At 60.3% G+C, this 23,528-nt stretch carries 22 protein-coding genes and 1 tRNA gene; 7 read left to right on the plus strand and 16 right to left on the minus strand.

Going from position 1 to position 23,528, the window contains the following annotated elements; all coding sequences use genetic code 11:
* The first annotated feature begins 237 nt into the window (after positions 1–237).
* Positions 238–1,089 carry a 2,3,4,5-tetrahydropyridine-2,6-dicarboxylate N-succinyltransferase gene (gene dapD / locus ACXAIC_RS21480; RefSeq protein WP_475185341.1) on the plus strand — a complete coding sequence of 284 codons (852 nt, stop codon included), beginning with the start codon at positions 238–240 and terminating at the stop codon, positions 1,087–1,089.
* A 49-nt stretch (positions 1,090–1,138) separates the two neighbouring features.
* Here the strand turns inward: dapD and ACXAIC_RS21485 are convergent, their stop codons facing one another.
* Genes ACXAIC_RS21485 through ACXAIC_RS21495 form a run of 3 tightly spaced genes read right to left on the minus strand, consistent with a single transcriptional unit; the run spans position 1,139 to position 3,386 of the window.
* Positions 1,139–1,738 (minus strand): hypothetical protein, encoded by a 600-nt coding sequence (locus ACXAIC_RS21485; protein ID WP_475185346.1) that lies wholly within the window; start codon positions 1,736–1,738, stop codon positions 1,139–1,141.
* Complete coding sequence (dapE, locus tag ACXAIC_RS21490) at positions 1,735–2,907, minus strand: succinyl-diaminopimelate desuccinylase (protein WP_475185347.1); 1,173 nt, start codon at positions 2,905–2,907, stop codon at positions 1,735–1,737. The genes ACXAIC_RS21485 and dapE overlap by 4 nt, the downstream gene beginning before the upstream one ends.
* A gap of 53 nt (positions 2,908–2,960) precedes the next feature.
* Complete coding sequence (locus tag ACXAIC_RS21495; RefSeq protein WP_475185350.1) at positions 2,961–3,386, minus strand: DUF805 domain-containing protein; 426 nt, start codon at positions 3,384–3,386, stop codon at positions 2,961–2,963.
* A gap of 223 nt (positions 3,387–3,609) precedes the next feature.
* Here ACXAIC_RS21495 and ACXAIC_RS21500 point away from each other — a divergent pair, with 223 nt between their 5' ends.
* Entirely contained in the window at positions 3,610–5,859 is a 2,250-nt protein-coding gene (locus ACXAIC_RS21500; protein ID WP_475185354.1) for a mechanosensitive ion channel family protein, read from the plus strand.
* A gap of 432 nt (positions 5,860–6,291) precedes the next feature.
* A complete protein-coding gene (locus tag ACXAIC_RS21505) occupies positions 6,292–7,077 on the plus strand; it encodes a DUF2189 domain-containing protein (RefSeq protein WP_475185411.1) in 786 nt (261 codons plus the stop codon).
* Positions 7,078–7,494: 417 nt separating this feature from the next.
* On the opposite strand, the gene ACXAIC_RS21510 is transcribed toward ACXAIC_RS21505, so the two are convergent.
* The 12 genes from ACXAIC_RS21510 to rpmH form a co-directional block, all read right to left on the minus strand.
* Entirely contained in the window at positions 7,495–7,968 is a 474-nt protein-coding gene (locus tag ACXAIC_RS21510) for an NUDIX domain-containing protein (protein WP_475185360.1), read from the minus strand.
* Positions 7,969–8,458: 490 nt separating this feature from the next.
* On the minus strand, positions 8,459–9,277 hold the full coding sequence (gene truA, locus ACXAIC_RS21515; protein ID WP_475185362.1) for a tRNA pseudouridine(38-40) synthase TruA: 819 nt from the start codon (positions 9,275–9,277) through the stop codon (positions 8,459–8,461).
* 15 nt (positions 9,278–9,292) lie between these two features.
* Positions 9,293–9,832: a GNAT family N-acetyltransferase gene (locus ACXAIC_RS21520; protein WP_475185366.1), complete on the minus strand. Its 540-nt coding sequence runs from the start codon at positions 9,830–9,832 to the stop codon at positions 9,293–9,295.
* A gap of 37 nt (positions 9,833–9,869) precedes the next feature.
* Positions 9,870–10,808: a methionyl-tRNA formyltransferase gene (gene fmt, locus ACXAIC_RS21525; RefSeq protein ID WP_475185369.1), complete on the minus strand. Its 939-nt coding sequence runs from the start codon at positions 10,806–10,808 to the stop codon at positions 9,870–9,872.
* Positions 10,809–10,938: 130 nt separating this feature from the next.
* Complete coding sequence (locus ACXAIC_RS21530; RefSeq protein ID WP_475185371.1) at positions 10,939–11,685, minus strand: pyrimidine 5'-nucleotidase; 747 nt, start codon at positions 11,683–11,685, stop codon at positions 10,939–10,941.
* The gene (gene argB / locus ACXAIC_RS21535) at positions 11,682–12,569 is read right to left on the minus strand and encodes an acetylglutamate kinase (RefSeq protein ID WP_475185375.1); all 888 of its coding nucleotides are present in this window, start codon (positions 12,567–12,569) and stop codon (positions 11,682–11,684) included. The genes ACXAIC_RS21530 and argB overlap by 4 nt, the downstream gene beginning before the upstream one ends.
* Positions 12,570–12,676: 107 nt before the next feature.
* Complete coding sequence (gene yihA, locus ACXAIC_RS21540) at positions 12,677–13,324, minus strand: ribosome biogenesis GTP-binding protein YihA/YsxC (protein ID WP_475185381.1); 648 nt, start codon at positions 13,322–13,324, stop codon at positions 12,677–12,679.
* Positions 13,325–13,332: 8 nt separating this feature from the next.
* Positions 13,333–14,013 carry a CatB-related O-acetyltransferase gene (locus ACXAIC_RS21545; RefSeq protein ID WP_475185384.1) on the minus strand — a complete coding sequence of 227 codons (681 nt, stop codon included), beginning with the start codon at positions 14,011–14,013 and terminating at the stop codon, positions 13,333–13,335.
* A gap of 234 nt (positions 14,014–14,247) precedes the next feature.
* A complete protein-coding gene (locus tag ACXAIC_RS21550; protein ID WP_475185387.1) occupies positions 14,248–14,379 on the minus strand; it encodes a hypothetical protein in 132 nt (43 codons plus the stop codon).
* Between the two features lie 74 nt (positions 14,380–14,453).
* A complete protein-coding gene (gene yidC / locus ACXAIC_RS21555) occupies positions 14,454–16,295 on the minus strand; it encodes a membrane protein insertase YidC (RefSeq protein WP_475185414.1) in 1,842 nt (613 codons plus the stop codon).
* Between the two features lie 9 nt (positions 16,296–16,304).
* Complete coding sequence (gene rnpA / locus ACXAIC_RS21560; protein WP_475185390.1) at positions 16,305–16,718, minus strand: ribonuclease P protein component; 414 nt, start codon at positions 16,716–16,718, stop codon at positions 16,305–16,307.
* A gap of 59 nt (positions 16,719–16,777) precedes the next feature.
* Positions 16,778–16,912, minus strand: a complete 135-nt coding sequence (gene rpmH / locus ACXAIC_RS21565) for a 50S ribosomal protein L34 (RefSeq protein ID WP_006934271.1) — start codon at positions 16,910–16,912, stop codon at positions 16,778–16,780.
* A 332-nt stretch (positions 16,913–17,244) separates the two neighbouring features.
* Between rpmH and ACXAIC_RS21570 the strand changes: the two genes are divergently transcribed.
* From ACXAIC_RS21570 to ACXAIC_RS21585, 4 genes are all read left to right on the plus strand, one after another.
* Positions 17,245–18,096, plus strand: coding sequence for a TVP38/TMEM64 family protein (locus ACXAIC_RS21570; protein ID WP_475185394.1), 852 nt, complete (start codon positions 17,245–17,247; stop codon positions 18,094–18,096).
* 50 nt (positions 18,097–18,146) lie between these two features.
* Complete coding sequence (locus ACXAIC_RS21575) at positions 18,147–19,577, plus strand: dihydrolipoyl dehydrogenase family protein (protein ID WP_475185398.1); 1,431 nt, start codon at positions 18,147–18,149, stop codon at positions 19,575–19,577.
* 50 nt (positions 19,578–19,627) lie between these two features.
* Positions 19,628–21,154, plus strand: a complete 1,527-nt coding sequence (locus tag ACXAIC_RS21580) for a sensor histidine kinase (protein ID WP_475185403.1) — start codon at positions 19,628–19,630, stop codon at positions 21,152–21,154.
* Between the two features lie 335 nt (positions 21,155–21,489).
* Positions 21,490–21,566, plus strand: a tRNA-Arg gene (locus ACXAIC_RS21585).
* A 448-nt stretch (positions 21,567–22,014) separates the two neighbouring features.
* Here the strand turns inward: ACXAIC_RS21585 and ACXAIC_RS21590 are convergent.
* Entirely contained in the window at positions 22,015–23,379 is a 1,365-nt protein-coding gene (locus ACXAIC_RS21590; protein ID WP_475185418.1) for a nucleotidyl transferase AbiEii/AbiGii toxin family protein, read from the minus strand.
* Positions 23,380–23,528: the final 149 nt, after the last annotated feature.

The following is a 23,528-nucleotide window of genomic DNA, read 5'->3' on the forward strand; positions in this document are numbered from 1 at the left end:
AAAAACTAACTGAAACTGCAAGGGTTCGGTTATTTTTGCTCAACCGGGCGGCCGCCCGGGCCGGAACCGGGCAAGGGCGCACAGGCCGGAAGGGCCGGGAGGGGCGGCGGCTGGCCAGCAGGCGGGCAAGGAGCCGGGGCGCAAGGGGCCGGACGGGGGGCGCAGGACGCTTGACATGGCAAGGTGCGGCGGCTTAGGTCCGCGCACGATTTGTTCCTGTCTGGAGACCTTCGAGCCATGCCTCAAGATTTTGCCGCCTTGTCTGCGATCATCGACGCCGCCTTTGAAGACCGCGCGTCCATCGACACCTCGACCACCGGCGAGGTCCGTGATGCGGTGGAAGCCACGCTGAACAGCATGGACCGTGGCGAATTGCGTGTTGCGGAGAAAAAGGACGGGGACTGGCTCGTGAACCAGTGGGCCAAAAAAGCGGTTCTGCTGTCCTTCCGCCTCAACGCCATGGAAGTCATCAAAGGTGGCCCTGGCGCTGCCGTGTGGTGGGACAAGGTGCCGTCCAAATTCGACAGCTGGGGCGGGACGGATTTTGAAAAGGCCGGGTTCCGGGCCGTGCCGAACTGCACCGTGCGCCGCTCCGCTTTTATCGGCAAGGGCGTTGTCCTGATGCCGTCTTTCGTCAATCTCGGCGCCTATGTGGATGAGGGCACCATGGTCGATACCTGGGCGACCGTCGGCTCCTGCGCTCAGATCGGCAAGAATGTGCACCTGTCCGGGGGCGTCGGCATCGGCGGGGTTCTGGAACCGCTTCAGGCCGGTCCTGTCATCATCGAGGACAATTGTTTCATCGGTGCCCGCTCCGAAGTGGTGGAAGGCTGTATCGTGCGCGAAGGGTCCGTGCTGGGCATGGGCGTTTATATCGGCCAGTCGACCCGGATCGTGAACCGGATGACCGGCGAAATCACCTATGGCGAAATTCCGCCCTATTCGGTGGTCGTGGCCGGGTCCATGCCGACTTCCAGCACCATGGGCAACGGCGAGGCGGCCCCGAACCTTTATTGCGCGGTGATCGTGAAGACCGTTGACGAAAAGACCCGGTCCAAGACCGGGATCAACGAGCTTCTGCGCGACTGAGCGGGCGGATCGTCTCTTTCAACCCCCGTCTTTCCGAAAGGCGGGGGTTTTATCTGAGCCAAAGGATCTCGACGATTTCGGCAATCACCAGCGACAGCAGAATGTCGAGGACGACAACCCCAATCGCCAGGCTGACGGTGGCCTGAAGGGCAATCCTGGCCACCAGAAAACGGTACCAGAGCACGACCACGACACAGGTCAGCGACAGCAGCAGCGCAATCCCTGTCGGAATGATGCCGAGCAGGAACAGGATGTAATTGATCGTGAACGGAATGGATGCCAGCAGGCTGGTCCAGTTGCGGACCACGATGAAGGGCACATAGCGGTGCGAAATCCCGATGGGGGAGGCTAGCGCTGCCATAATCAGGGGCAGGGCAATCCAGTCGACCCCAAGCCCGAACGCCTGGGCGCTCCAGAAGGCCCGGTTGGGGAACCCTTCCGGATGAAACAGATTTTCCAGAAAATAGATCTGACGTTCGGACAGGCCCGCCAGCAGGAAAAACGGGATCAGCAGGAACACGACCTGAAACGAGCGCCAGAACCCATGAATGGACTGGTCGAAAAACGCCATGCCTTCCGGCCTGTTGCGCAGCAATAGCCAGGAGCCGTCCAGCGCCGCCCGGATTTCCGTCATGGTGATCAACGTCAAGCCGCTCCTGACTCGTGCCCAAAATATCCGGCCAGAAAACGGGTGTAGATGGCCGTCAGCCGTTCAAGATCCACGATCTGGGTGCATTCATCAACCTTGTGCATGGTCTGCCCCACAAGTCCGAACTCAACAACCGGACAATAAGTCTTGATAAACCGGGCGTCAGAGGTGCCGCCCCCGGTTGTCAGGGCGGGTGTCCGGCCCGTTTCGGCGGCGACCGCCGCACTCAAGGTGCCGATCAGCGTATCGTCGCGGGTCAGAAACGATTCGCTGGCATCCGGCCGGAAGGTGATTTCCCGGCTCAGGTTGCCCATGTCTACCGCCTCCAGGGTTTCGGTGATCCGGGCCTTCAGGCTCTCCAGGGTCCATTCATCGTTGTAGCGGATGTTGAACCGGGCTTCGGCCCGGGCCGGGGTAACATTGAAGGCTGGATTGCCAACATCCACCGTCACGATCTCCAGATTGGACGGTTCAAACCGCGCATTGCCCTTGTCCAGCTCCAGACCATCCAGCGCGCTCAGGAGGCGCAGCAGGCCCGGCACCGGGTTGTCGGCCAGATGGGGATAGGCCACATGGCCCTGAACGCCGGTCACCATGACAATGCCTGACAGGGAGCCGCGGCGGCCGATCTTGATCGTGTCGCCCAGCGTGTCCACATTTGTTGGCTCGCCGACGATACAGGCATCGAATCTGTGGCCCTGCGCCTTTGCCCAATCCAGCAGTTTCACAGTGCCGTTGACGGCGGGCCCTTCTTCATCACCGGTGATCAAAAAGGAAATCGTGCCGCCAAAATCAGGTCCGTGTGCGCCGATGAAATCCAGCGCCGCTGCGGCAAAGGCGGCAATGCCGCCTTTCATGTCGACCGCCCCGCGGCCAAACAGGTAACCGTCGGCTATTTCGCCCGCAAACGGGCCATGGCGCCAGTCGCTTTCCGCTCCGGCCGGAACAACATCCGTGTGCCCGGCGAAGACGAAATGCGGTGCGCCCGAGCCGATCGTTGCGAACAGGTTCTCCACGTCCGGCGTGTCCTTGTCCTGAAATGTGACCCTTGAGACCGAGAACCCGGCCTTGGCCAGAAGCGTTTCCAGCGTGGCAAGGGCCCCCCCTTCGGCAGGAGTGACAGAGGGGCAGCGGATCAGATCCTGGGCGATGGAGACGGCAGAAGACATCAGAGGGGAACTCGGTTTCAAAGGAGAGTTGCGGGCAGGGAGGACGGAAGGGGTCAGGACTTGCGCCAGTAGCTGTTGGGCATCGGTCCGCTGCGGTTCGGCTTGTCCTGGCTTGGCACAAAGCCGAGCAGAAAGAACATCAGCAGGTTGACGAAAGGCAGGAAAATCAAAAGCGCCCAGAAGCCGCTGCGGCCCAGATCCTGAAGGCGCTTGATCACCATGGCAATCTCAATCCAGTTCAGGGTGAGCAGAACAAACGGAATCAGCGGGTTGGAGGACAGAAAGGCCGCCAGGGTCATTTCCTCCCTGGTGGGCTGGGCTGGAAGGGACAGCATCCAGAGCCTGAGGAGAAGCGACATAACCAGGCAGATAAAGGCAAAGCAAAGCCAATAGGGCTGACGGCCCATGCGCCCGAAGGGGCTGAAAAAAGCCCAGGCTGGCCCGGGGGCGACATTTGCGCTTGTAGGGAGTGTGGTCATCCAGTCCTGCTTACGAAAATTGATCTGTTAGGGAGGTAGACGCATACGCGGCCGGGATCAAGCGCCGCCCTTGGACTGCACCGGTATTTATCGCAAGGGGGGCTTCTTCTGCCAGTTCGTAGTTTCTGAAATTTGCAAATTACGCAGCGGATTATTGGTAGATTTTGCGGCGTGGACGAGTCTATTTTGGGGCAATTTCAAAAAAGCCGTCGGGGGCAGCTCCATGCGCGTTGTGTTACGCAAGTCCATCCATCTCTGTGCAATCAGCTTCTTTTTCGCAATCTTCAGCCTTTTTCAACCAACCGCCTTTGCTCAGGACACCCAGGGGGATCTGCCTCCTGCCCTTCAGAGCGACGCGATGCACAAGCTGGTCTCCGATCTGGACCCGGATCAGGTCGAGGCGCTAACCGATCTGATGACCCTGCTCCAGCAAAGCGCCGCCACCAAGGCGCAGGCAGCCCCGGCAGCGAGCCAGAGGCCCAGCCTGCTGCAGCAGCTGCAGACGATGGCCAATGACTTCGCGGCCATGGTGAGCAACCATTTTCAAAACCTGCCCGAGCTCTTTTCCAGCATCGCGGCAAGCCTGACCGCCCTGGTCTCCGGTGAGGTCGCAGGTCCTCTGCATGTGCTGCTCATCGGCATTGCCATCATTCTGATCGCCGGGTTTGCAGCCGAGTTTGCGATGAACCGCTTCACTGCCACCTTGCGCGGCAAGATCCGCGATAAGTCCCCCGAAAGCCTTTTTGAAACGGTCAAACTGGTGTCGACCCGGGCCGGGCTTGACCTTGGCGGACTGGTCGTTTTTGTCGTAGTGGCGGTCATTGCCGGGCGGACTGCCATAGCCGATCCTGTGGCGCGCAGCTTTGCCCTGCAAGCAGTCTTCTGGATCGTGTTCATCCCGCGGCTGGTGGCGGCTCTGCTCCGGTTTGCGCTGGCGCCCAACCGCCGCGAATTGCGGCTTGTAACGGCAGATGATGCAACCGCACGGGCGCTCTATCACAATTTCACGACGCTCTTCACTGTGGTCGGTGTTGCCTTTTTCCTGCGCAACATTCTGCACGGGGCGGACGAGAACGTCGCCGGGACCTTCCGTTTCTTTGTCGGTTTTGCGGTCAACGCATGGATTGTCTCCATTGTCTGGAAGGCCCGGCACGGCCTCACCAGCATCATTTTGGGAGATGATGAAGACCCGACTTCGGGTCTGGAGCGCATGGCCCGGTTCTGGCCGTATTTTTCCATGGCCTTCATCATTTTCAACTGGGTTCTGGTTCAGGCGGCGACCAGCATGGGCAGCGACGCCTTGACCGCCGGGCGGTCCCTGGCCGTGATCGCGCTTGTGGTGTTCGCACCGTTTCTGGACACAATGGTCAGGGGCATTGTCTCCCATATCGTGCCCCCGATGCAGGGGGACGGACCGGTAGCCGAAGCTGCGCATCTGCAGACCCGGCACAGCTATGTGCGGATCGCCCGGGTCGCCCTTCTGGCATTCCTGATCCTGATGGTCGGGCGCATCTACGGGCTGAACCTTTTGGCGCTTGGTGCCAATGACGGATCGGCCGTCGCCCGCGACAGTGTCATATTCCTGCTGATCCTGGCCGCCGGGTATCTGGCCTGGGAGGTGACCAATCTGTGGGTGTCCCATCAACTGGCCAAGGATTCACCGCCAGCGGAAAATCAGGATGATGATGCGGAAATGGGCGGGGCCGGCAAATCGCGCATGGCAACAATCCTGCCGCTCTTGCGGGTGGTCCTTCAGATCACCATCCTCACTCTGACGGTCCTTCTGGCGCTGTCCCAGCTCGGGGTCAACATCACGCCGCTTCTGGCCGGGGCCGGCGTCATCGGTCTTGCCGTCGGCTTCGGCGCCCAGACCCTGGTGCAGGATGTTGTGTCCGGGGTTTTCTTCCTGATGGATGATGCCTTCCGGCTTGGGGAATTTGTCGACACGGGAGATGCCCAGGGGAGCATCGAGAAAATCTCGATCCGCTCCCTGCAGCTGCGCGGCACCAGAGGGGCCGTCCATATCGTGCCCTATGGCCAGATCCCCAAACTCACCAACCTGTCCCGCGACTGGGTGATCATGAAGCTGAAATTCACGGTGCCCTTCGACACGGATGTGGAGAAGGTGCGCAAACTGTTCAAGCGGATCGGCCAGGACATCATGCAGATGGACGAATACAAAGACGACATTCTAGCGCCGTTCAAGGGGCAGGGCGTGGCGGATGTGGACGATGTCGGCATTGTTGTGCGCGGCAAGTTCACCACCAAGCCCGGCAAGCAGTTCGGCGTGCGCAAGGAAATCTACAAGCGCGTGCAGCAGGTGTTTGACGAAAACGGCATTCAGTTCGCGCGCAAGGAGGTGCGCGTGCAATTGCCCGACATGTCCCAGATGGACGAGAAGCAGAAGGAAACGCTCACCTCCGCCGCCGCCGCCGCCGCAGCGGCCGAGCAGACCAAACCGGCGGCCGAATAAACGCTCTTGCAGTGAGCACCGGCCGGTCTGACCTTTAACGCTCTTGCGGAAAGCCCCGATACAGGCGGTGCAGTGCCCCGTGGCACAGGAGAAATTCTGTGTCATGGACGGTTCAAATACACTTCTTGAGAGATTTATTTTTTAAAATTCAGCCACTTTCACGATTTGCACGCGGGCTCGAACTCACATCAAATATTTCGTTTAGAGGGATAAGGAATTTCTCCCGTTGAGACTCCCGCTGATCCATGCGTAACATTGTGTGTCTGAAGGAGGGCAGACGCGTTCATCATCCGGCTTTTGGGAGGAAGCTGAACCATGACCGATATCAAGACTGCCCCCGCCGGGGCTGGCGCGCCTGCGGGCGCAGACCGCCAGGCCCCAACATCTCAAACTGCCGCACCACACGCGCCAGTGGCTCAAAGTGCCGCGGCGATGCGCCCCATGCCGCAGGTCAACAAGATCACCGCCAATGATGTCATCGATGCGCTGGCCGCCGGTCTGATGGATTTCCGGCGGGCGCCCGTTTATGGCCTCGTCATCGGTGCCCTGTTTGCCGCAGGCGGGCTGTTTGTGGTCCTCAGCGCGGCGGCCCTCAACATGAGCTACCTGTCCTATCCGGCCGCCGCCGGTTTCGTGCTGATCGGGCCATTTGCGGCGGTTGGCCTTTATGAGGTCAGCCGCAGGCTCGCCTCCGGGGAACCGCTCACCTGGACAGCGGTCCTTGGCACGATCTGGGCCCAGAAGGGCCGGGAACTGTCCTGGATGGCTTTTGTGGTGCTCTTTATCCAGATCATGTGGATGTATCAGGTGCGGCTGCTGCTGGCGCTTTTTCTGGGCTTCAAGTCCTTTGCCAGCTTTGATGCGTTCCTGGCTCAGGTCATTTCCACGCCGGAAGGGCTGATGTTTCTGGCGGTCGGCCATGTGGTCGGGGCGATCCTGTCCCTGATCCTGTTTTCGCTGACGGTGATTTCCTTCCCGCTGCTTTTGGAGGAGGACCGGGATTTCATCACCGCCATGATCACCAGTGTGCGTGCCGTCGTCGTGTCCCCCGTGCCGATGATCGGCTGGGCGCTGGCGGTCACCGCGCTTTTGATCGTTTCGATGGCGCCGGCGTTTCTGGGCCTGATTGTGACCTTGCCCGTGCTCGGCCACACCACCTGGCATCTTTACAAGAAATGCGTTGTGATCCCGCCGGACGAACAGCCCGCCTCTTCTTAGCGCTTCGCGTTCCTGAAGGGGTCGCTTACGGCTAGGGGCGAAATAGTACGTTTAGGTCCGCACGCCCCGTTCGTAAGGGGATCGTCCGCCGGTACAGCGATAAAACCACGGATTTTGCCCTCAAAGGCGTTTCATTGAGCTGTTACGGTGACTGTCTCGGTGCCGGGCCTATTTTCCCACACCTGCCGTTCGCTCCAACCGGCGTGAACTGGCGAGATGCGGACGAAGCAGCCATAAATGCGGCTTCGGCGAATGACAGCTTTGTGGCCGGGAGCGCACAGTCTGGCTGTTGTAGCCGAAATAGTAAAGCGGACATGGCAATTGCAGCCGGGTGCCGACATTAACGGCCCATAGCCGACCTTGAGCGCGGCCTTCGGATGCTGCGGCCGCAGCCCGCATTCCGGACAATCGAGCAGTTTAATCCGGCATTTGAACGATATGCCGCTTACTCAAGTAGCTTCCGTCGGAAATCGCGTCACGAACTGCTGTTGGCCGGACATCTGCTTGACTGAGCTGCCGCAATGGAATCCAGCGCTGCCTTAAGTGCGCTTCTCTGCTCTCCACGTCGTGCCGATCCAGATTTACCAGGAAATAGTGTTCCACCTGTTGAATCAGGTTTTTGTTATATCGAAATTGGTTCTCGACGCAGAAAAGATATTCCAACGTAACAATCGTGGCATTCGTTTCTTCTTCAAACTCCTTCTTCAAACGTGCCTCGAATGTGTCCCCGATCTCATACTCGCCTCCAATAAAAGCGCAACAGGACCCAGGGTCATCGACGGGTTGCTGAACCAAAACGCGTTCATCCGCAACAACGATACCTGCGACCCTGATCCGCGGAATTTGCCGAGAGGCCACTGCTTGGAAAAATTGATCTTGTCTAAATGTCATGATGTTAGGCCAGAATCGGAAGAGAAAGACAATGTGATCGCACGATGTGACAAAGACCTCGGATAAGCGCAGTCTTCATGGCGATCATGGTGTTCTAAATCAGTAATGTACAGGTGGGAACGGAACAACGCTTACCACCATCGGTTCCTTGGGAACACGCACATAGCCGAATCTGAGACTTTGATTGTCTGCTTTGCGGAAATCGCACCTGAGCGTTTGCATGTGCAGCAAATGTCAGCTTCCCGCCCATTCTATGAATTTGCTGCGCCTCAAATGAATGTCCGCTTTCAGGACTAGGTCGCCAAACAGCGGACGGCCAATATTGGGAACGCAAAGCAGCCATTCATACCAAACGCATCATCCGGCGCTTTGGGCTCTTCCACCACACTAGCGTACCATTTCGCCCCCAGCCGTAGGTGCCCCCCTGAAGAGTCAAACTGTGATGTCCTTTGCGTGCGCCACCTGGATTTGCAGCGAAAGGCAGATCCGATTAAACGCGATCCGCGTCAGCGCCCAGGGCCGCCTTGCGGGCCTGCCAGTCTTTCAAGAGTTCTATATCCAGTTCCGCCGGGCGGTAGTCGACGCGGGTCAGATAAAGCCCGTCGGCAGGGGCCACCGGGCCGCAGGCCTTGCGGTCCCGTGCCAAAAGTGCCTTTGAGATGTCGCCGCCGCCCCACTTGCCTTCCCCCACCAGCCGCAAGCTGCCGACCATGGAGCGCACCTGATTGTGCAGGAAGGAGCGTGAGGAGCATTCGGCGATGACAAATTCGCCTTCCCGGAAGACGCGGAAGTGTTCAAGGGTCTTTTCCGGGCTCTTGGCCTGGCAGCGGGAGTGGCGGAACGTGGTGAAGTCGTGGTGGCCGACAAATTCCTGCGCGGCGTCGTGCATTGCCTTAGCATCCAGCTCCGGCTTCACATGCCAGGCCAGACCGAGCTGATGGGTCAGCGGCGGGATCCGGTTGTGGATGCGGTAGCGGTAGGACCGGCGGATCGCGGAAAAACGGGCGTCGAAACCCTCATGCATTTCTGCGCAGTCCAGAATTACCACCGGGTCCGGCTGGCAGTGAAAGTTCAGGGCCCCCATGATGGTTTTGACCGGCCAGGCTTTGCCGAGATCCGCGTGGCAGACCTGTCCGGTGGCATGCACCCCCGTGTCGGTCCGGCCCGCGCCGCCAATGGTGACCTCTTCGCCGGAAAAGGACCGGATGGCTCGTTCGATCACGGCCTGAACAGATGGCCCATTGGCCTGGCGCTGCCAGCCGCAGAACGGGCGGCCGTCATATTCCACCGTCAACTTGTAGCGTGGCATTCTGCGGGGCTCTGATTATTCGAATTCTTGAAACGGCGTGGCAAAAGCCACTTCAATCGGCAGATCGGCAGACCCGGCCGGGGTGAGAGCAAGCGCCATGAACGCATCGCCTGCATAGGGCCCCTGAACCTTGCGGGCGAGCTGCGCATCAAACCCGAAGCGCGGATAGTAGGAGGGTGGCCCGAGTACAAGCACCAGATCCTCCTCGAGCGTTTTCAGCGTCTCAAGGGACGCGCGGATCAGCTGCGAGCCGATGCCCTTGCGCTGCTGGCCGGGCCATACGGAGACAGGGGCGAGACAACACACCTGCAGCGCCTGTCCCGGGCCGATGGCCGCCGGAGTGACCCGGCTATAGGCAATGTGGCCCTGAACGGCGCCGCTGGCATCCACAGCCACCTGTTCCAGCACAAGGGCGCCGCAGTTGCGCAGTTTTTCAACCAGCCGGGCTTCCATGCCGGAGGGAAATGCGGCCGTCAGCAGGTCCCGGATGGCAGCCGTGTCCTCTGCAGTCACGCTGCGGATTGTCAGATCGGAGAATGGGGCCGCGCCGGTCATGGGTGTCTCCTGAAGCCTGTGATGCCAAGGGCCTAGTTTAGTTGAGTTGTGTGCCGGCAGAAAGAGCTGCACCGCGCAGGAAATCTGCGCCGTTCATGGGCTTCTTGCCCGCGCGCTGCACTTCTTCCAGACGGACAGCTCCGGAGCCGCAGGCAATCACGGGCACATCATCCGCGGACAGCACCGTGCCGGGCACTCCGCTGCCGTCCACCAGCGCGCTGCGCAGGATTTTCACCCGCTCCGGTTTGCTGCCAAGTGGCATGTCGCACCAGGCACCGGGAAAGGGGGACAGGCCGCGAATGTGGTTGTGAATCTCCGCCGCCGGCCTGGACCAGTCGATCCGGGTTTCTTGCTTGGAGAGCTTGGCCGCATAGGTGACACCATCTTCAGACTGGGCCTGCTCGCCAAGGGCGCCCCGTGACAGGGCCGCAAGCGCCCGCACCATCAGGTCTCCGCCGAGGCCGGACAGCCGGTCATGCAATTCCCCGGCAGTCATATTTTGGCCGATGGCCACGGTTTCCGACAGGCAGACCGGGCCTGTGTCCAGACCTTCTTCCATGCGCATCACCTGAACGGCGGTTTCCGTGTCGCCCGCCATGATGGCCCGGTTGATCGGGGCCGCACCACGCCAGCGCGGCAGCATGGAGGCATGCAGGTTCAAACAGCCATGGTGCGGTGCGTCCAGAACAGCCTTTGGCAGCAGCAGGCCATAGGCGACCACAACGGCAACATCGGCGTTCAGCGAGGCAAATTCGGCCTGCTCGTCCGGCCCTTTCAGGCTTTTGGGCGTGAAGACTGGGATGGCAAAGGACTCGGCGGCCTCATGGACAGGCGATTTTTTCAGGTCCATGCCCCGCCCGGCCGGGCGCGGGGGCTGTGAGTAGCAGGCAACAACCTCGTGGCCCTGACCGACGATTTCCATGAGGGTCGGCACTGAAAATTCCGGGGTGCCCATAAAGACGACACGAAGGGACATGAGGCTCCTGACGGGTTTTTGAAAATTTGCCCCTTATTGCGCCTTCAGCCGGTCCGGGCAAGGGGAGGGGCCGTCTTTTCAAGCGGCTTCAAGTTTCCGCAGAACTGAAGCAGACCTGTGCCGCTCCGGATCAGGACGCCATAGCCCCCAGAACGGCTTTCAGGAAGCCGGTCAGGTCTTCGGTGACAAAGTCGACATGGGGATAGGGATCGGCCTCCAGATCCAGGTCCCCCTGAAACACTTCCCGGCTGCCCCTGGGCACGATCAGCGCCGTGCGCATGCCGAGCTGGTGGGGCACGTGCAGGTTCTTGGCCAGATCCTCGAACATGGCGGCGCGGGCCGGGGCAATGCCGGTCAGGTCAAGGAACTTGTCATAGGTTTCCCGGTTGGGCTTGGGCACAAGATCAGCCGAGACGATGTCAAAAATATCTTCAAAATGCTCTGCAATGCCAAGGGCGGCGGCGGTGCGTTCCGCATGGGGGCGGTCGCCATTGGTGAAGATGAACTTCCGGCCGGGCAGGGCCTTGATGGCTGTGCCCAGATCCGGGGCGGGCGCAAGGCCCGAATAGTCAATGTCGTGGACAAAGGCGAGATAGTCGTCCGGATCGATCTTGTGCGTCACCATCAGGCCGCGCAAGGTGGTCCCGTATTCGTGGTAAAGCGCCTTTTGATGGGCCATGGCATCGGCCCGGCTGAGGTCGAGCAGCCTTTCCACATAGCGGGCGATCTGCTCGTTGATCTGGGCAAACAGATCCGCGTCATGCGGATAGAGCGTGTTGTCCAGATCAAAGACCCAGGCTTCCACCCCCTTGAAGACCCTAAGGTCCTGGCGGTGGGCGTGCTGGCCTTCCGCCGGCAGGGTGCGCTTGCCGGTCACGGGCGGATCAAGGTCCCTGCGCCGCCATCGGTGAACAGCTCCAGAAGCACCGCATGGGGCACCTTGCCGTTCAGGATGACAACGCCTTCCACACCCAGCTCCAGCGCCTCGATGCAGGTTTCAACCTTTGGGATCATGCCGCCGGAAATGGTGCCGTCGGCAATCAGCTCGCGCGCCTTGGCCACGGTCAGCTGCTTGATCAGATTGCCGTCCTTGTCGAGCACGCCGGGCACGTCGGTCAGAAACAGCAGCCGCTTGGCGTGAAGCGATCCGGCAATGGCCCCGGCGGCCGTGTCCGCATTGATGTTGTAGGTGGCGCCGTCCTCCCCATGGGCGACCGGGGCAACCACCGGAATGATGGCTTCCTTCAGCACCAGCTTCAGGACGGTCGGATCGACGCTGGACGGTTCACCGACAAAGCCGAGATCCACCACGCTTTCAATGTTGCTGTCCGGATCAACCACGGTGCGTTGCAGCTTGCGCGCGGTGACCAGGTTGCCATCCTTGCCGCACAGGCCCACCGCGCGGCCGCCTTCCGCGTTGATCATCTGGACGATTTCCTTGTTGATCGCCCCGGCCAGCACCATTTCCACCACTTCCACGGTGGCCTTGTCGGTCACGCGCAGGCCGCCCTTGAATTCGCTGACAATGTTCAGCCGCTGCAGCATCTTGCCGATCTGCGGCCCGCCGCCATGCACGACCACCGGCTTGACGCCGGACTGGCGCAACAGCGTGATGTCGCGGGCAAAGGCCTGGCCCAGCTCCGGATCGCCCATGGCATGACCGCCATATTTCACCACAACGGTCTTGTCGTCATAGCGCTGCATGTAGGGCAGTGCATGCGCGATGATGTGGGCGCGGCTGGACATGTCGGGCGTGGTCATGGACGTGAGGTACTCAATCTGGATGCGGACAATCGGTTGAAGGACACTTGCTATAGCTGGTTTGTGCAGGCTTCACAATTCGCGGCTTTTCTCAAGTCTGTCAGACACTACTGGTTGGCAAGCAGGCACAATTCGGCCTTCAGGCCGTCAACGCCCTTGTTTTTTTCCGACGACGTTGCAAGGACAACCGGGTGGGCGGCCACCCGTTTGGTCAGCAGCGTTCTGGTCTCGTCCATCAGCCGCGCCAACTGGGGCGGTTTGATCTTGTCGGCCTTGGTCAGCACCACCTGATAGACCACGGCCGCCTTGTCCAGAAGCTCCATGGCTTCCAGATCGTTCTTCTTGATGCCGTGCCGGCTGTCGATCAGAAGGATCACCCGGCGCAGGTTCGGCCGGCCGCGCAAATAGGAGAAGACCAGGTCGGTCCAGGCCTCCACCAGCTCTTTCGGTGCCTGGGCATAGCCATAGCCGGGCATGTCGACAATGGTCAGCGGCGTGTCCGGGGCGATGAAGAAATTCAGCATCTGCGTGCGGCCCGGCGTGGACGAGGTCCGCGCCAGGCCCTTACGGCCGGTCAGGGCGTTGATCAGGCTGGACTTGCCCACATTGGAGCGCCCGGCAAAGGCGATTTCCGTTCCGGCTGCTTCCGGAAGGTCGCGCATGTCGGTGACGCTGGTCAAAAAGTCCCAGGGGCGGGCAAACATCAGCCGGCCCGCTTCCAGGTCGTCTGGGGTATGGAGGGTATCGTCGCTCATGGCGCCTTCTACCCTGCCTCGTCCGCTGCGTCGAGAGCCGGTTCGTCTGCGAGGGCGGCCTCTTCGAGAAGATCGATATCCGCACCCCAGATGGCCTTCAAGTGCCGGGTGATCTTTGCGGCGGGCCAGTCCCACCAGGCCACCGCCAGAAGCCGGTCGATGCTGGCCTCGTCGAAGCGCAGCCGGACGACACGGCCCGGATTGCCAACAACCACCGCATAAGGGGGCACATCCGAGGTGACCACTGTGTGGGCGCCGATGATGGCCCCGTTGCAGATGGTCACCCCCGGCAGCACCGTTGAGTGGGTGCCGAACCAGACATCATTTTCAACAAGCGTGTCGCCGCGCAGGTGATCGAAAATGCTGGCCGGGTCGAAGGCGGCCATCCAGGCGGCATCGAAAATATGAAACGGGTAGGTGGAAAACCCGGTCATGGCGTGGTTGGCCCCGTTCATGATGAAGCTGGTGCCATGGGCTAGCGCGCAGAACCTGCCGATTTTCAGCCGGTCGCCGATCGCCTCGAAATGATAGCGCACATTGCGGTTCTCAAAGTCCGGGGCATTGTCGAAGTCGTGATAATAGGTGTAGTCGCCCACCTCGATATTGGGGCGGGTGATGACGTTCTTCAGAAAAACCGTGTGCGGTTCGCCGTTGAAGGGATGGCGTGTGTCAGGGGATGGGCCGTGCATGGGACCTCCGGAAAGCAAATGACATGGAAAGGAAATGGAGAGACGCTGTGCGTCTTCGACCTGCCGGCCGGCATCCTCGCCTTTCAGAACAGGTCTTGCTTCATCGGATCATTGGTCTGCACACTCCTGAGATTGGAAGAGATCAGGCATCTGCCTTTCAGGCAGACTGGAGCCTCTTCAACCACATCGGGCAGTGAGATACAAGCCGGACTTCGACAGGCAAACGGCAAAACCCTACTTGGACCGGCGGCTTTCCAGCCAAACATCGCGCAGGCCCTGAGGATGGCCCTTTCCGTCCACACGCCGCCCGATCCGCTCTTTGAGTTTTTCGTCCGGTTCCCGAAGATTGAAGGAGGCGGGCGTCATCAGCAGTCTGCCCAAAAAGAAAGCCCCGCGGAAGCGCGGGGCTTGAGGCTCTTTCCGGATTGTCCGGCTGGACGTCAGCTCTTGTCGTCCGGCGCCTGTTTCTTGCGTTTGAACATGGAACCCAGATTGTCCCAGAGCTCCACTTTGGCTCCCTGGCGGCGCATGATCACATATTGCTGGGTCACCGACAGGGTGTTGTTCCAGGCCCAGTAGATCACCAGACCGGCCGGGAAAGAAGCCAGCATGAAGGTGAAGACCACGGGCATCCAGGTGAAGATCATCTGCTGGGTCGGATCGGGCGGGGCCGGGTTCATTTTCATCTGGACGAACATGGTAATGCCCATGATCAGGGGCCAGACGCCCAGCATCAGCAGCTGCGGTGGGTCCCAGGGGATCAGGCCGAACAGGTTGAAGAGGGTTGTCGGGTCCGGGGCGGACAGGTCCTGAATCCAGCCGAAGAACGGCGCATGGCGCATTTCGATGGTGACGAACAGCACCTTGTAGAGCGAAAAGAAGACCGGGATCTGGATCAGGATCGGCAGACAGCCGGCCAGCGGATTGATCTTCTCCTTCTTGTAAAGCTCCATCAGCGCCTGTTGCTGCTTCTGCCGGTCGTCGCCGTATTTCTCGCGGATTTCCGTCATCTGTGGCTGCACGAGCTTCATCTTGCTCATGGAGACATAGGACTTGTTGGCCAGCGGGAAGAAGATCAGCTTGACGATGACGGTCACAACCAGAATGGCGACACCGAAATTGCCAAACAGGTGGAAGAAATAGTCGATGGCAAAGAACATCGGCTTGGTCAGGAAGTAGAACCAGCCCCAGTCGATCAAGAGCTCGAACCGGTTCAGGCCAAGGGCTTCCTCATAAGCGTCCAGAAGCTTGGTTTCCTTGGCGCCGGCAAAGAGATAGGAGCTGGTCTGTGCATTTCCGCCCGCCGGAACAGACACCGCACTGCCCAGGTAGTCGGCCTGGAAGTTGCCTGTTGTCTTGGAAAAGCTGAAGCTCGGCTGGAACTCCGCACCAGGAAGCGGCAGCAGGGTGGCGGCCCAGTATTTGTCGGTAATCCCAAGCCAGCCATTGTCGACCTTGGGCGGGCGTATGGCGCCGTCTTCTTCCAGGTCCGCATATTTGACCTGCTGCAGCCCGTCTTCGCCGAAGACCCCGAGAAGGCCTTCATGCAGGATCCAGATGCCACTGGTCTGCGGCACGCCCTTGCGCGCAATCAGGCCGTAAGGGTAAAGCGTGACCGGCGCGCCGGAGCTGTTTTCGACGGACTGGTCAACGGTAAAGAGATAGTTGTCATCCACCGAATAGGTGCGCTTGAAGGTCAGTCCGTCGCCGTTATTCCAGGTCAGGACCAGAGGCGAGCTGGGCGTGAGCGTTGCATCGCCTGCAACGGACCAGACCGTATTTGGGCCGGGCAGGGCAACATTGGCACCGGGATCGGCCACCCAGCCGTAATCGGCGTAATAGGGATTGGGGCTGCCCTTCGGCGAAAACAGCACGATGGTTGGGCTGCTCTTGTCGACGGTCTCGTGATATTCCTTCAGCCGCAGATCATCCAGAAGCCCGCCGGTCAGATTGACGGAGCCTTCCAGATGGGGCGTATCGATGACAATGCGCTTGCTTGCGGACAGGGCCTGCTCCCGGTTGGCAAAGGTGGCGGAGCCGCCTGCGCCCTGGGCCGGAAGGGCTGCTGTGCCGCCCGAAGCGTTGGCGGCAGGCTGGGGCGCGTTGGCGTGGCCGCTGCTGCCGTCTGCCGTTGCGGCCTGGCGGGCTGCGTCTTCCTGCTGCTGGGCCTGAAGGGCTGCCTGCTGGCGCTCAAGTTCCGGATTGGCAACAAAATATTGCCAGCCAAGCAGAACGATCAGGGACAAGACAATTGCAAGAATCGTGTTTCGGTTTTCAGAAATCAACTGGAGTTACCCCTGTTTCCTGCGCGATGTCGACTGAGACCCTTGAGCGCCCTTGTGACGCCCCTTGCGCGATTTGGACCGTCCGCGCGGCGTGTCCGGGTCCAGCACTTGGCTCAGGCCAGACTTAAGGTCTGCAACGAGTTTTTGAAAGGGAAGAGTGAGCGCGCTATCGCGCGCGACAAGCACAAAATCTGCTTTTTGCGGAATATCCCCGGCCTCTAACGCGGCAACGGCTGCCCTCAGGCGCCGTTTGATGCGGCTGCGGGCAACAGAATTGCCGGTCTTCTTGGTCACCGTGTAGCCCACGCGCGGCGCATTATCCGTGTCCCGCGGAAGGCCCTGAACGACAAAAGCGCGCCGACCCAGCCGGCCGCCTTTGGCGACCGCCAGGAATTCGGAGCGCTTTTTTAGAGTGTCCATGGCGGCGGATTGGTCCTGGCAGACGCCGCCAACCCGGCGCACTGCGCGCAGGTCGCCGATCAGGCGCTGAGGCTCTTGCGGCCTTTTGCACGACGGCGAGCAAGCACCTGACGGCCATTTTTGGTGGCCATACGTGCGCGGAAGCCGTGGCGGCGCTTGCGGACAAGACGGCTCGGTTGATACGTACGCTTCATTGTTCTTCCCCGCGCGGATTTGAGCGCGGCCCTTGTTCATTTAAATTCTTTGGAGAAAGCACCCGAAAGCGCCGGAAGAGCGCGGCAATTTCAGCCTTGGGTCCCGAATGCATGTCCCGATCGAGCGCGCTTATAAGCGCCGCGCCGCTTCAAGTCAACGTCACCAGACAAGAATCTGACACGAAAACCCGGATCACACACAGGTGACCGGGCCGCCAGATGCCGTCACTTCTCGGTGAAGCGCCGTTCTTTTTACCGGCTTTAAGGTACATCTGCCTTATGAAGCAATTGTGGCGGTCCTTTCCACCGCCTGACACCGATACGCAAAGTGGATGGATATGCTGGGGGACAAGGCAGACACCATGGCAGCGCCGAAGGAAACGGGCCCGGCGGCCGGAAGATCGGACGAGGCGGCCGCGCACAGACGCGGTTCCGGCGGATCATCCGTCGCCGCCAGAGCCCGAAAATGGTTGCCGATGGCAGCTTTGGCCGGGTTGATGGCGATTGTGTTTTCCACCGGACTTCAGGATCAGCTCAGCCTGTCGAATCTGATCATGCAGCGCCAGGGGCTGACTGCCTTTGTGGCACACCATACGGTCCTGGCGCTCCTGGCCTATATCCTGATCTATCTGGTGAGCGTCGCGCTGTCTGTTCCCGGTGCTTCGCTCCTGACCATTGCCGGGGGCTTCCTGTTCGGCTGGGTTCTGGGTGGGATTGCCACGGTGATCGGCGCGTCGCTCGGGGCCTCCATCGTGTTTCTGGTGGCACGCTCTTCCTTTGGCGATGTTCTGACCCGGCGGGCGGGCCCCTTTCTCGCCCGGCTGGCGGAGGGGTTACGCACAGAAGGCTTCAGCTATCTCCTGTTCCTGCGCCTCACCCCGGTCTTTCCGTTCTGGCTGGTCAATATCGCCCCGGCCGTCTTTCAGATGCCCCTGGCCACCTACGCCTTTGCCACCGTGCTGGGGATCATTCCGGGCACCTTCGCCTTTGCCTTTATCGGCTCCGGTCTGGACAGTGTCATCATGGCCCAGGAGGCCGCCAATCCGGGCTGTGCGGCGGCGGGAACCTGTGCCATTGAGATCAGTGCTCTGGTCACGCCCCAGCTGCTGGCGGCTTTCTTTGCCCTCGGAGTTGCAAGCCTCATCCCCGTGGTCCTGAAAAAACGCCGGTCCCGCAATTCCTAGCCTGGTCACTGCGTAATCCTGTCCCGCCTCCAGCAGAAACGGAGCCCTTCATGGCCAAATTGCTGACCCCAGACATTTGTGTCATCGGTGCCGGATCGGCCGGTTTGTCCGTCGCCGCGGCGGCGGCCGCTTTCGGGGTTGAGGTCGTACTGATCGAAAAAGGGCTGATGGGCGGCGATTGCCTCAACTATGGCTGCGTGCCGTCCAAGGCCTTGCTGGCCGCCGGAAAGGCCGCTGCCAGCGCGCAGAAAAACAAGGCATTTGGCATCCTTCCCATGGGGCAAGAGATCGATTTCGCAGCTGTGAATGACCATGTGCGCAGTGTGATAGACGAGATTGCGCCTCACGATTCTCAAGAGCGCTTCGAAAGCCTCGGTGTCACGGTGCTCAAGGCGGCGGCCAGCTTCACCGGGCCGGACAGGGCGCAGGCCGGGGAGGTGGAGATCCGGGCGCGCCGCTATGTGGTGGCCACAGGCTCTTCCGCCTTCGTGCCGCCCCTTCCCGGGCTGGATCAGGTGCCGTATCTGACCAACGAAACCCTGTTCACCCTGCGGAGCTGTCCGGAGCATCTGGCCATTGTCGGCGGCGGTCCCATCGGGCTGGAAATGGCCCAGGCGCACCGCAGGCTCGGCGCTCGCGTCACCGTGGTGGAGGCGGCAAGAGCTCTGGGCAAGGACGATCCGGAGCTCAGCGCCCTGGTCCTGCAAGCCGCGCGGGGCGAGGGCGTGGAGATTCTGGAAGAGACCCGCGTGGAGGCGGTCGCACAGACTGGAGATGGGCTTGTCTTGAGCGTCTGCGAGAAGGATGGTGTGGCACGGCAGATCGAAGCCTCCCATCTTCTGGTGGCGGCCGGGCGGGCGCCGAATGTGGACGGGCTGGGCCTGGACGCGGCGGGCATCGCCTATGACCGCAAAGGCATCCAGGTGGACAAGAGCCTGCGCACCAGCAACCGCAAGGTCTATGCGATTGGCGATGTGGCCGGCGGGCTGCAATTCACCCATGTGGCGGGCTATCAGGCAGGGCTCCTGATCCGTGCGCTTTTGTTCCGCCTGCCGGTCCGGATGGAACCCGGCATCGTGCCCTGGGTGACCTACACCTCTCCCGAACTTGGCCATGTGGGCCTCACCGAAGCGCAGGCCCGCAAGACCCATGGCAGCAAGGTCAAAGTCTTGACCGCCGATTACGCGGGCAATGACCGGGCCCAGGCGGAAGGCGCCCTCAAAGGCCGGCTGAAACTCATTGCAGGGCCGCGCGGCCGCCTTCTGGGGGCTGACATCGCCGGGGAGCAGGCCGGGGAGATCGTCAATCTTTTGTCCCTTGCCCTGTCTAAGAAGATGTCGATGAAAGACCTTGCCAGCTTCATCGCGCCTTATCCGACCCTCGGGGAACTGGTGCGGCGTGCGGCAATTTCGTACTATGCGGATGCACCGAAACGTGTTTGGTTGCGCTGCGTAATCGGTATGTTACGCCGGTTTGGATAAAGTATTTGAACCGGTGCCGGCTGAGGGCGGCACCGTCGGGACGAATGATCATGAAGCATGAGGGCGCGCCGGACGGCGCCGCAGTCTCTTCCCGGGCTCTGCACGGGGCCAGTGATGGAGCACCGGATCAGGCCCCGCCGCACCCGTCCCCGGGAGGGCCGGCCGGGGTAGATCAGATCCGTGCACAGGGGCACCGGCTTGGCGGGCTGTCCGGCAAGCTGCTGATCCTGACCGTGCTCTTTGTCATGTTGTCGGAAGTCTTCATCTATGTGCCCTCCATCGCCAACTACCGGGACACTTGGCTGATGGACCGGTTGACAACGGCGGGCGTGGCCGCGTCCGTTCTGGCCGAAACCAATACGATTGCCCCCCGCCTTCAGGAAGAGTTGCTGACCACCACCGGCGCGATTGCAATCTCGCTGGACCAGGGCTCGCGCCGCAGCCTGATTGCCATGCAGGATGTGCCGCAGAATGTCGATTTCGTGATCGACATGGCCCATGACACGGCGGTCTCCTCTATCCTGGGCGCGTTCCAGATCCTGACCTACCAGGGCAATGGCGTTATGCGGGTGGTCGGTCTTGGCCAGATGGGCCACACGGAGCGGGTGGATGTGGTGTTGCCGGTCAAGCTGCTGCAGCAGGACATGCTGGCCTTTTCCGGCCGCATTCTGGCGCTGTCGCTGGTGATTTCCGGTATCACAGCCAGCTTGGTCTATATTTCGCTGCGGGCGCTGTTCATCCGGCCCCTGCGCCGACTCACCCGGTCCATGGAACGCTTTGCCGACAACCCGGAGGACACTTCCCGGATCATCACGGTCTCCGGCCGCAAGGACGAGCTGGGCGATGCGGAAATCCGTCTTGCGGCCATGGAGGAAGCGCTGTCCCGGGCGCTTCACCAGAAGCAGCGGCTGGCGGATCTTGGTCTTGCGGTCTCCAAGATCAATCACGATCTGCGCAATCTGCTGGCCTCCGCGCAGCTGTTTCTGGAGCGTCTGGAACATGTGCCGGACCCGACGGTCAGCCGTCTTGCGCCGAAAATCCTGGCAACGCTCGACCGGGCCGTCGGCTACACCCAGGCGGTGATGGCCTATGGCAAGGCCCAGGAGCGTCCGCCCCAGCGCCGTCTTCTGGCGCTGCGCCGTCTTGGCGATGATGTGGCCGATGTGCTGGCTCTGGCCGATCACGGCACGGTAACCTTCGAAAACAAGGTGCCGGAGGAGGTGGAGATCGACGCGGACCCGGAACAGATCTTCCGGGTGCTGCTCAATCTGGTGCGCAACGCGCTTCAAGCGCTGGAAGCGGAGCGGGACAGCAGTCTGATCCGGAGGATCACCCTGGCGGCAGAGCGCGAGGGCGCCTGTGTGCACGTGACGGTGTCCGATACCGGGCCCGGCATTCCGGGCAACATCAAGTCCGCCCTGTTCAAGGCCTTCCATTCCGGCTCGAAAACCGGCGGCGTCGGCCTTGGCCTTGCCATCGTGGCAGAGCTCTTGAAAGCCCATGGCGGCTCCATCCATCTCGACGAAACCCATCCGGGCACCTGCTTCCGGATCGAGGTGCCGGACCGGTCCGCTTGAGGCAGGCCGTGTGTCATAGGGGCTGCCTCAAGCGGCCTGACCTCAAAGATGTCACTGCAAAAGACAAAGCGGTTTAAAGCCATCTGACCACGGCGGCTCCCTGGGGCAGGGCGCAGCCCGGTTATGCACAGCCAGGCGGGGCGAGGGGGGAACTGGCAGGTTTCTGCGGGTAGCGCGCCATTGTGACAGTTCCTTGAAAAAAACTTCGAAAAGTCCCTTGCATTCCCCGCCGGACCGCAGTAGGTAAGCGCCCTGTCCGGGGCACACGCCCCGCAGCGCCAAGACGGTCGCAATCTTGCTTTAAGGCTTCGACGACACGCTCTTGAGCAGATCAAGCACCGGTAGCTCAGCTGGATAGAGCACCAGACTACGAATCTGGGGGTCGGGGGTTCGAATCCTCCCCGGTGCGCCATTTCCCCAAAGAAATCAAGCTCTTGAATTTCAGTCCCATACTTGGCGTCTTTGCTGCCACGTTGGAAATTGTGTGAACTTTTTTGTAGCGCGCAAGATCACTTGGCGCATCGCGCAAGATCACTTGGCTCCCATTTCACGCTGAACTCTGGACCGGTGCTACCCGACGATTACAGTTTGGTCTATTGCCTTAGCGACGGCTTCAATACGTCCCCATTTGGGTCGTACGCAGGATTTCCTCCCACTCTGCGAAGCTGCCGGTCGTTGCACGGTATGCGAAGGTCAATAGAGGGCGGGGAGTGGGCGTTTGTTGCGAAGTGAAGTGAACGACCGGAATGGTGTCGCGAGCGGACAGACGGGTTTCATCGGAAAAGTCATTGGACGCGGGCATTCTCGCACGGCAGCCTTGCGATGTCCGAAAATTGTTGGAGCAGGAAATACCAGAGCGCTCAGTACACTCGGTAGCCGCTCCGTCCACCGCAGCGAAAGCCATCGGGCGACTTGTGCTCCTTTAGCTCGAGCGACTGCGTTTTCCGGGTAAATATCTTTTGGCAGTAAGGGCATTGCACCTTGTAAGTGAGTCCATAATCCCAGATCTTCTTCGCCTTCAGTATTTTTCCAACACGAGTTTTGGCGGAACGACCGCCGCGCGCGGCTCGTCCTGCACCGAAGCTTTTGCCGAAATAGACGTTCCTTGCTTCTTCTCCAGCCTTCGAAAGCTCGATTTCATAGCGTGGTTCGAATTTTTCATCCGTGATCGAAAGCGCTTGAACATCCTTGTTGAGAAAGGCTTTGATGCTCGGTCCGCTGGTGCGCCCGCCTGTTCTATCATAAGCGTAAAAATATTCGCGCGCCGGCTTTCCCGCTGCTTGCTTGTAAGCCAGCGAATATGGCTCGATGACGCGTTCAACCCCGTGATAGGTCAACTTCATCAGCCTGCGTTCAGCTCCAGCTTCTAAGATCAGGTGCCGATGCTCTCCGCCAAAATAGAGTTGCTCACCCCAACTCCGGCTGCCTACACCATCGAACAAGCGTTCAATGCAGTCTTTGAAACCTTCGACAGCGCGGTCGAAGCCGAAGCGAGTAGATTTCGGACAACGGATATATTTTTCCCAGACTCCACCGAAGAAAGCCAACGGGATACCAAGCAAAATTCCTTTGGCTGCGCCTGGGCTGGCGCGGAATATCGTTTTGTCTAAAAAGGTGCGCAGGACCAAGCCGCGGTCCAGTTCGATAGTGTGATCGATGAATGTTGAATACACTAGGTCGAAAAGATCGTGGGAGTGCCTGCGCTGTATCAAGCATTTCAGCTTGTTGGCGACGATCTCCTCGATCGCCATGCAATTCAAACCCGCGCTACAAGCTGCGGCATCTGAATATGGGTGAATGAGCTGACGCGTGATCGTGGGGAGATGGAGGCGATCAAATTCGGTAACATCCAATTTGACGCTGATCGTCAAGTCGTCTTGCTGACCAAAGAAGTCGGTGAAATAGACTCGGGCTTTGTATGAGCGCCGGGCGCTGTCCACCATCGGCCCCGACGCGAACGTGTTGCGGCCAATTAGGAACTCGACACCGCAGGCATTTTGAGCTTCACGGCAAGCATTATTGATCTGTTCGCCCATTTGTTCGGCGTCAATGGCATCGCTGACAGAAAAATCGAGGTCGGCTGAAAAACGGGTGTCAGGGTAGAAGGCTTTGCGCAAACAGTTGCCGCCTTTGAATACGAGCCTGGCCCGTAGATAGTCATTCTCGAAAATTGATTTGAGCAGCCATCCAAATACGTAATCTCGTTCGACATTCGGATGATGAATATCGAACTCTTTGGACCTGTCACGGTTTGATTCCGCCCCGAGTTCTCATTTAAGCGATCCTGGCTTCGAATGCCAATGGGCTTTTCCATGCCAAAGCCGAGTGCCTTCTGCGCGGATTGTAGAAGCCATTGATGTATTCGAATATGGCC

The sequence above is a fragment of the Roseibium sp. AWQ4_254 genome, assembly GCF_056161025.1.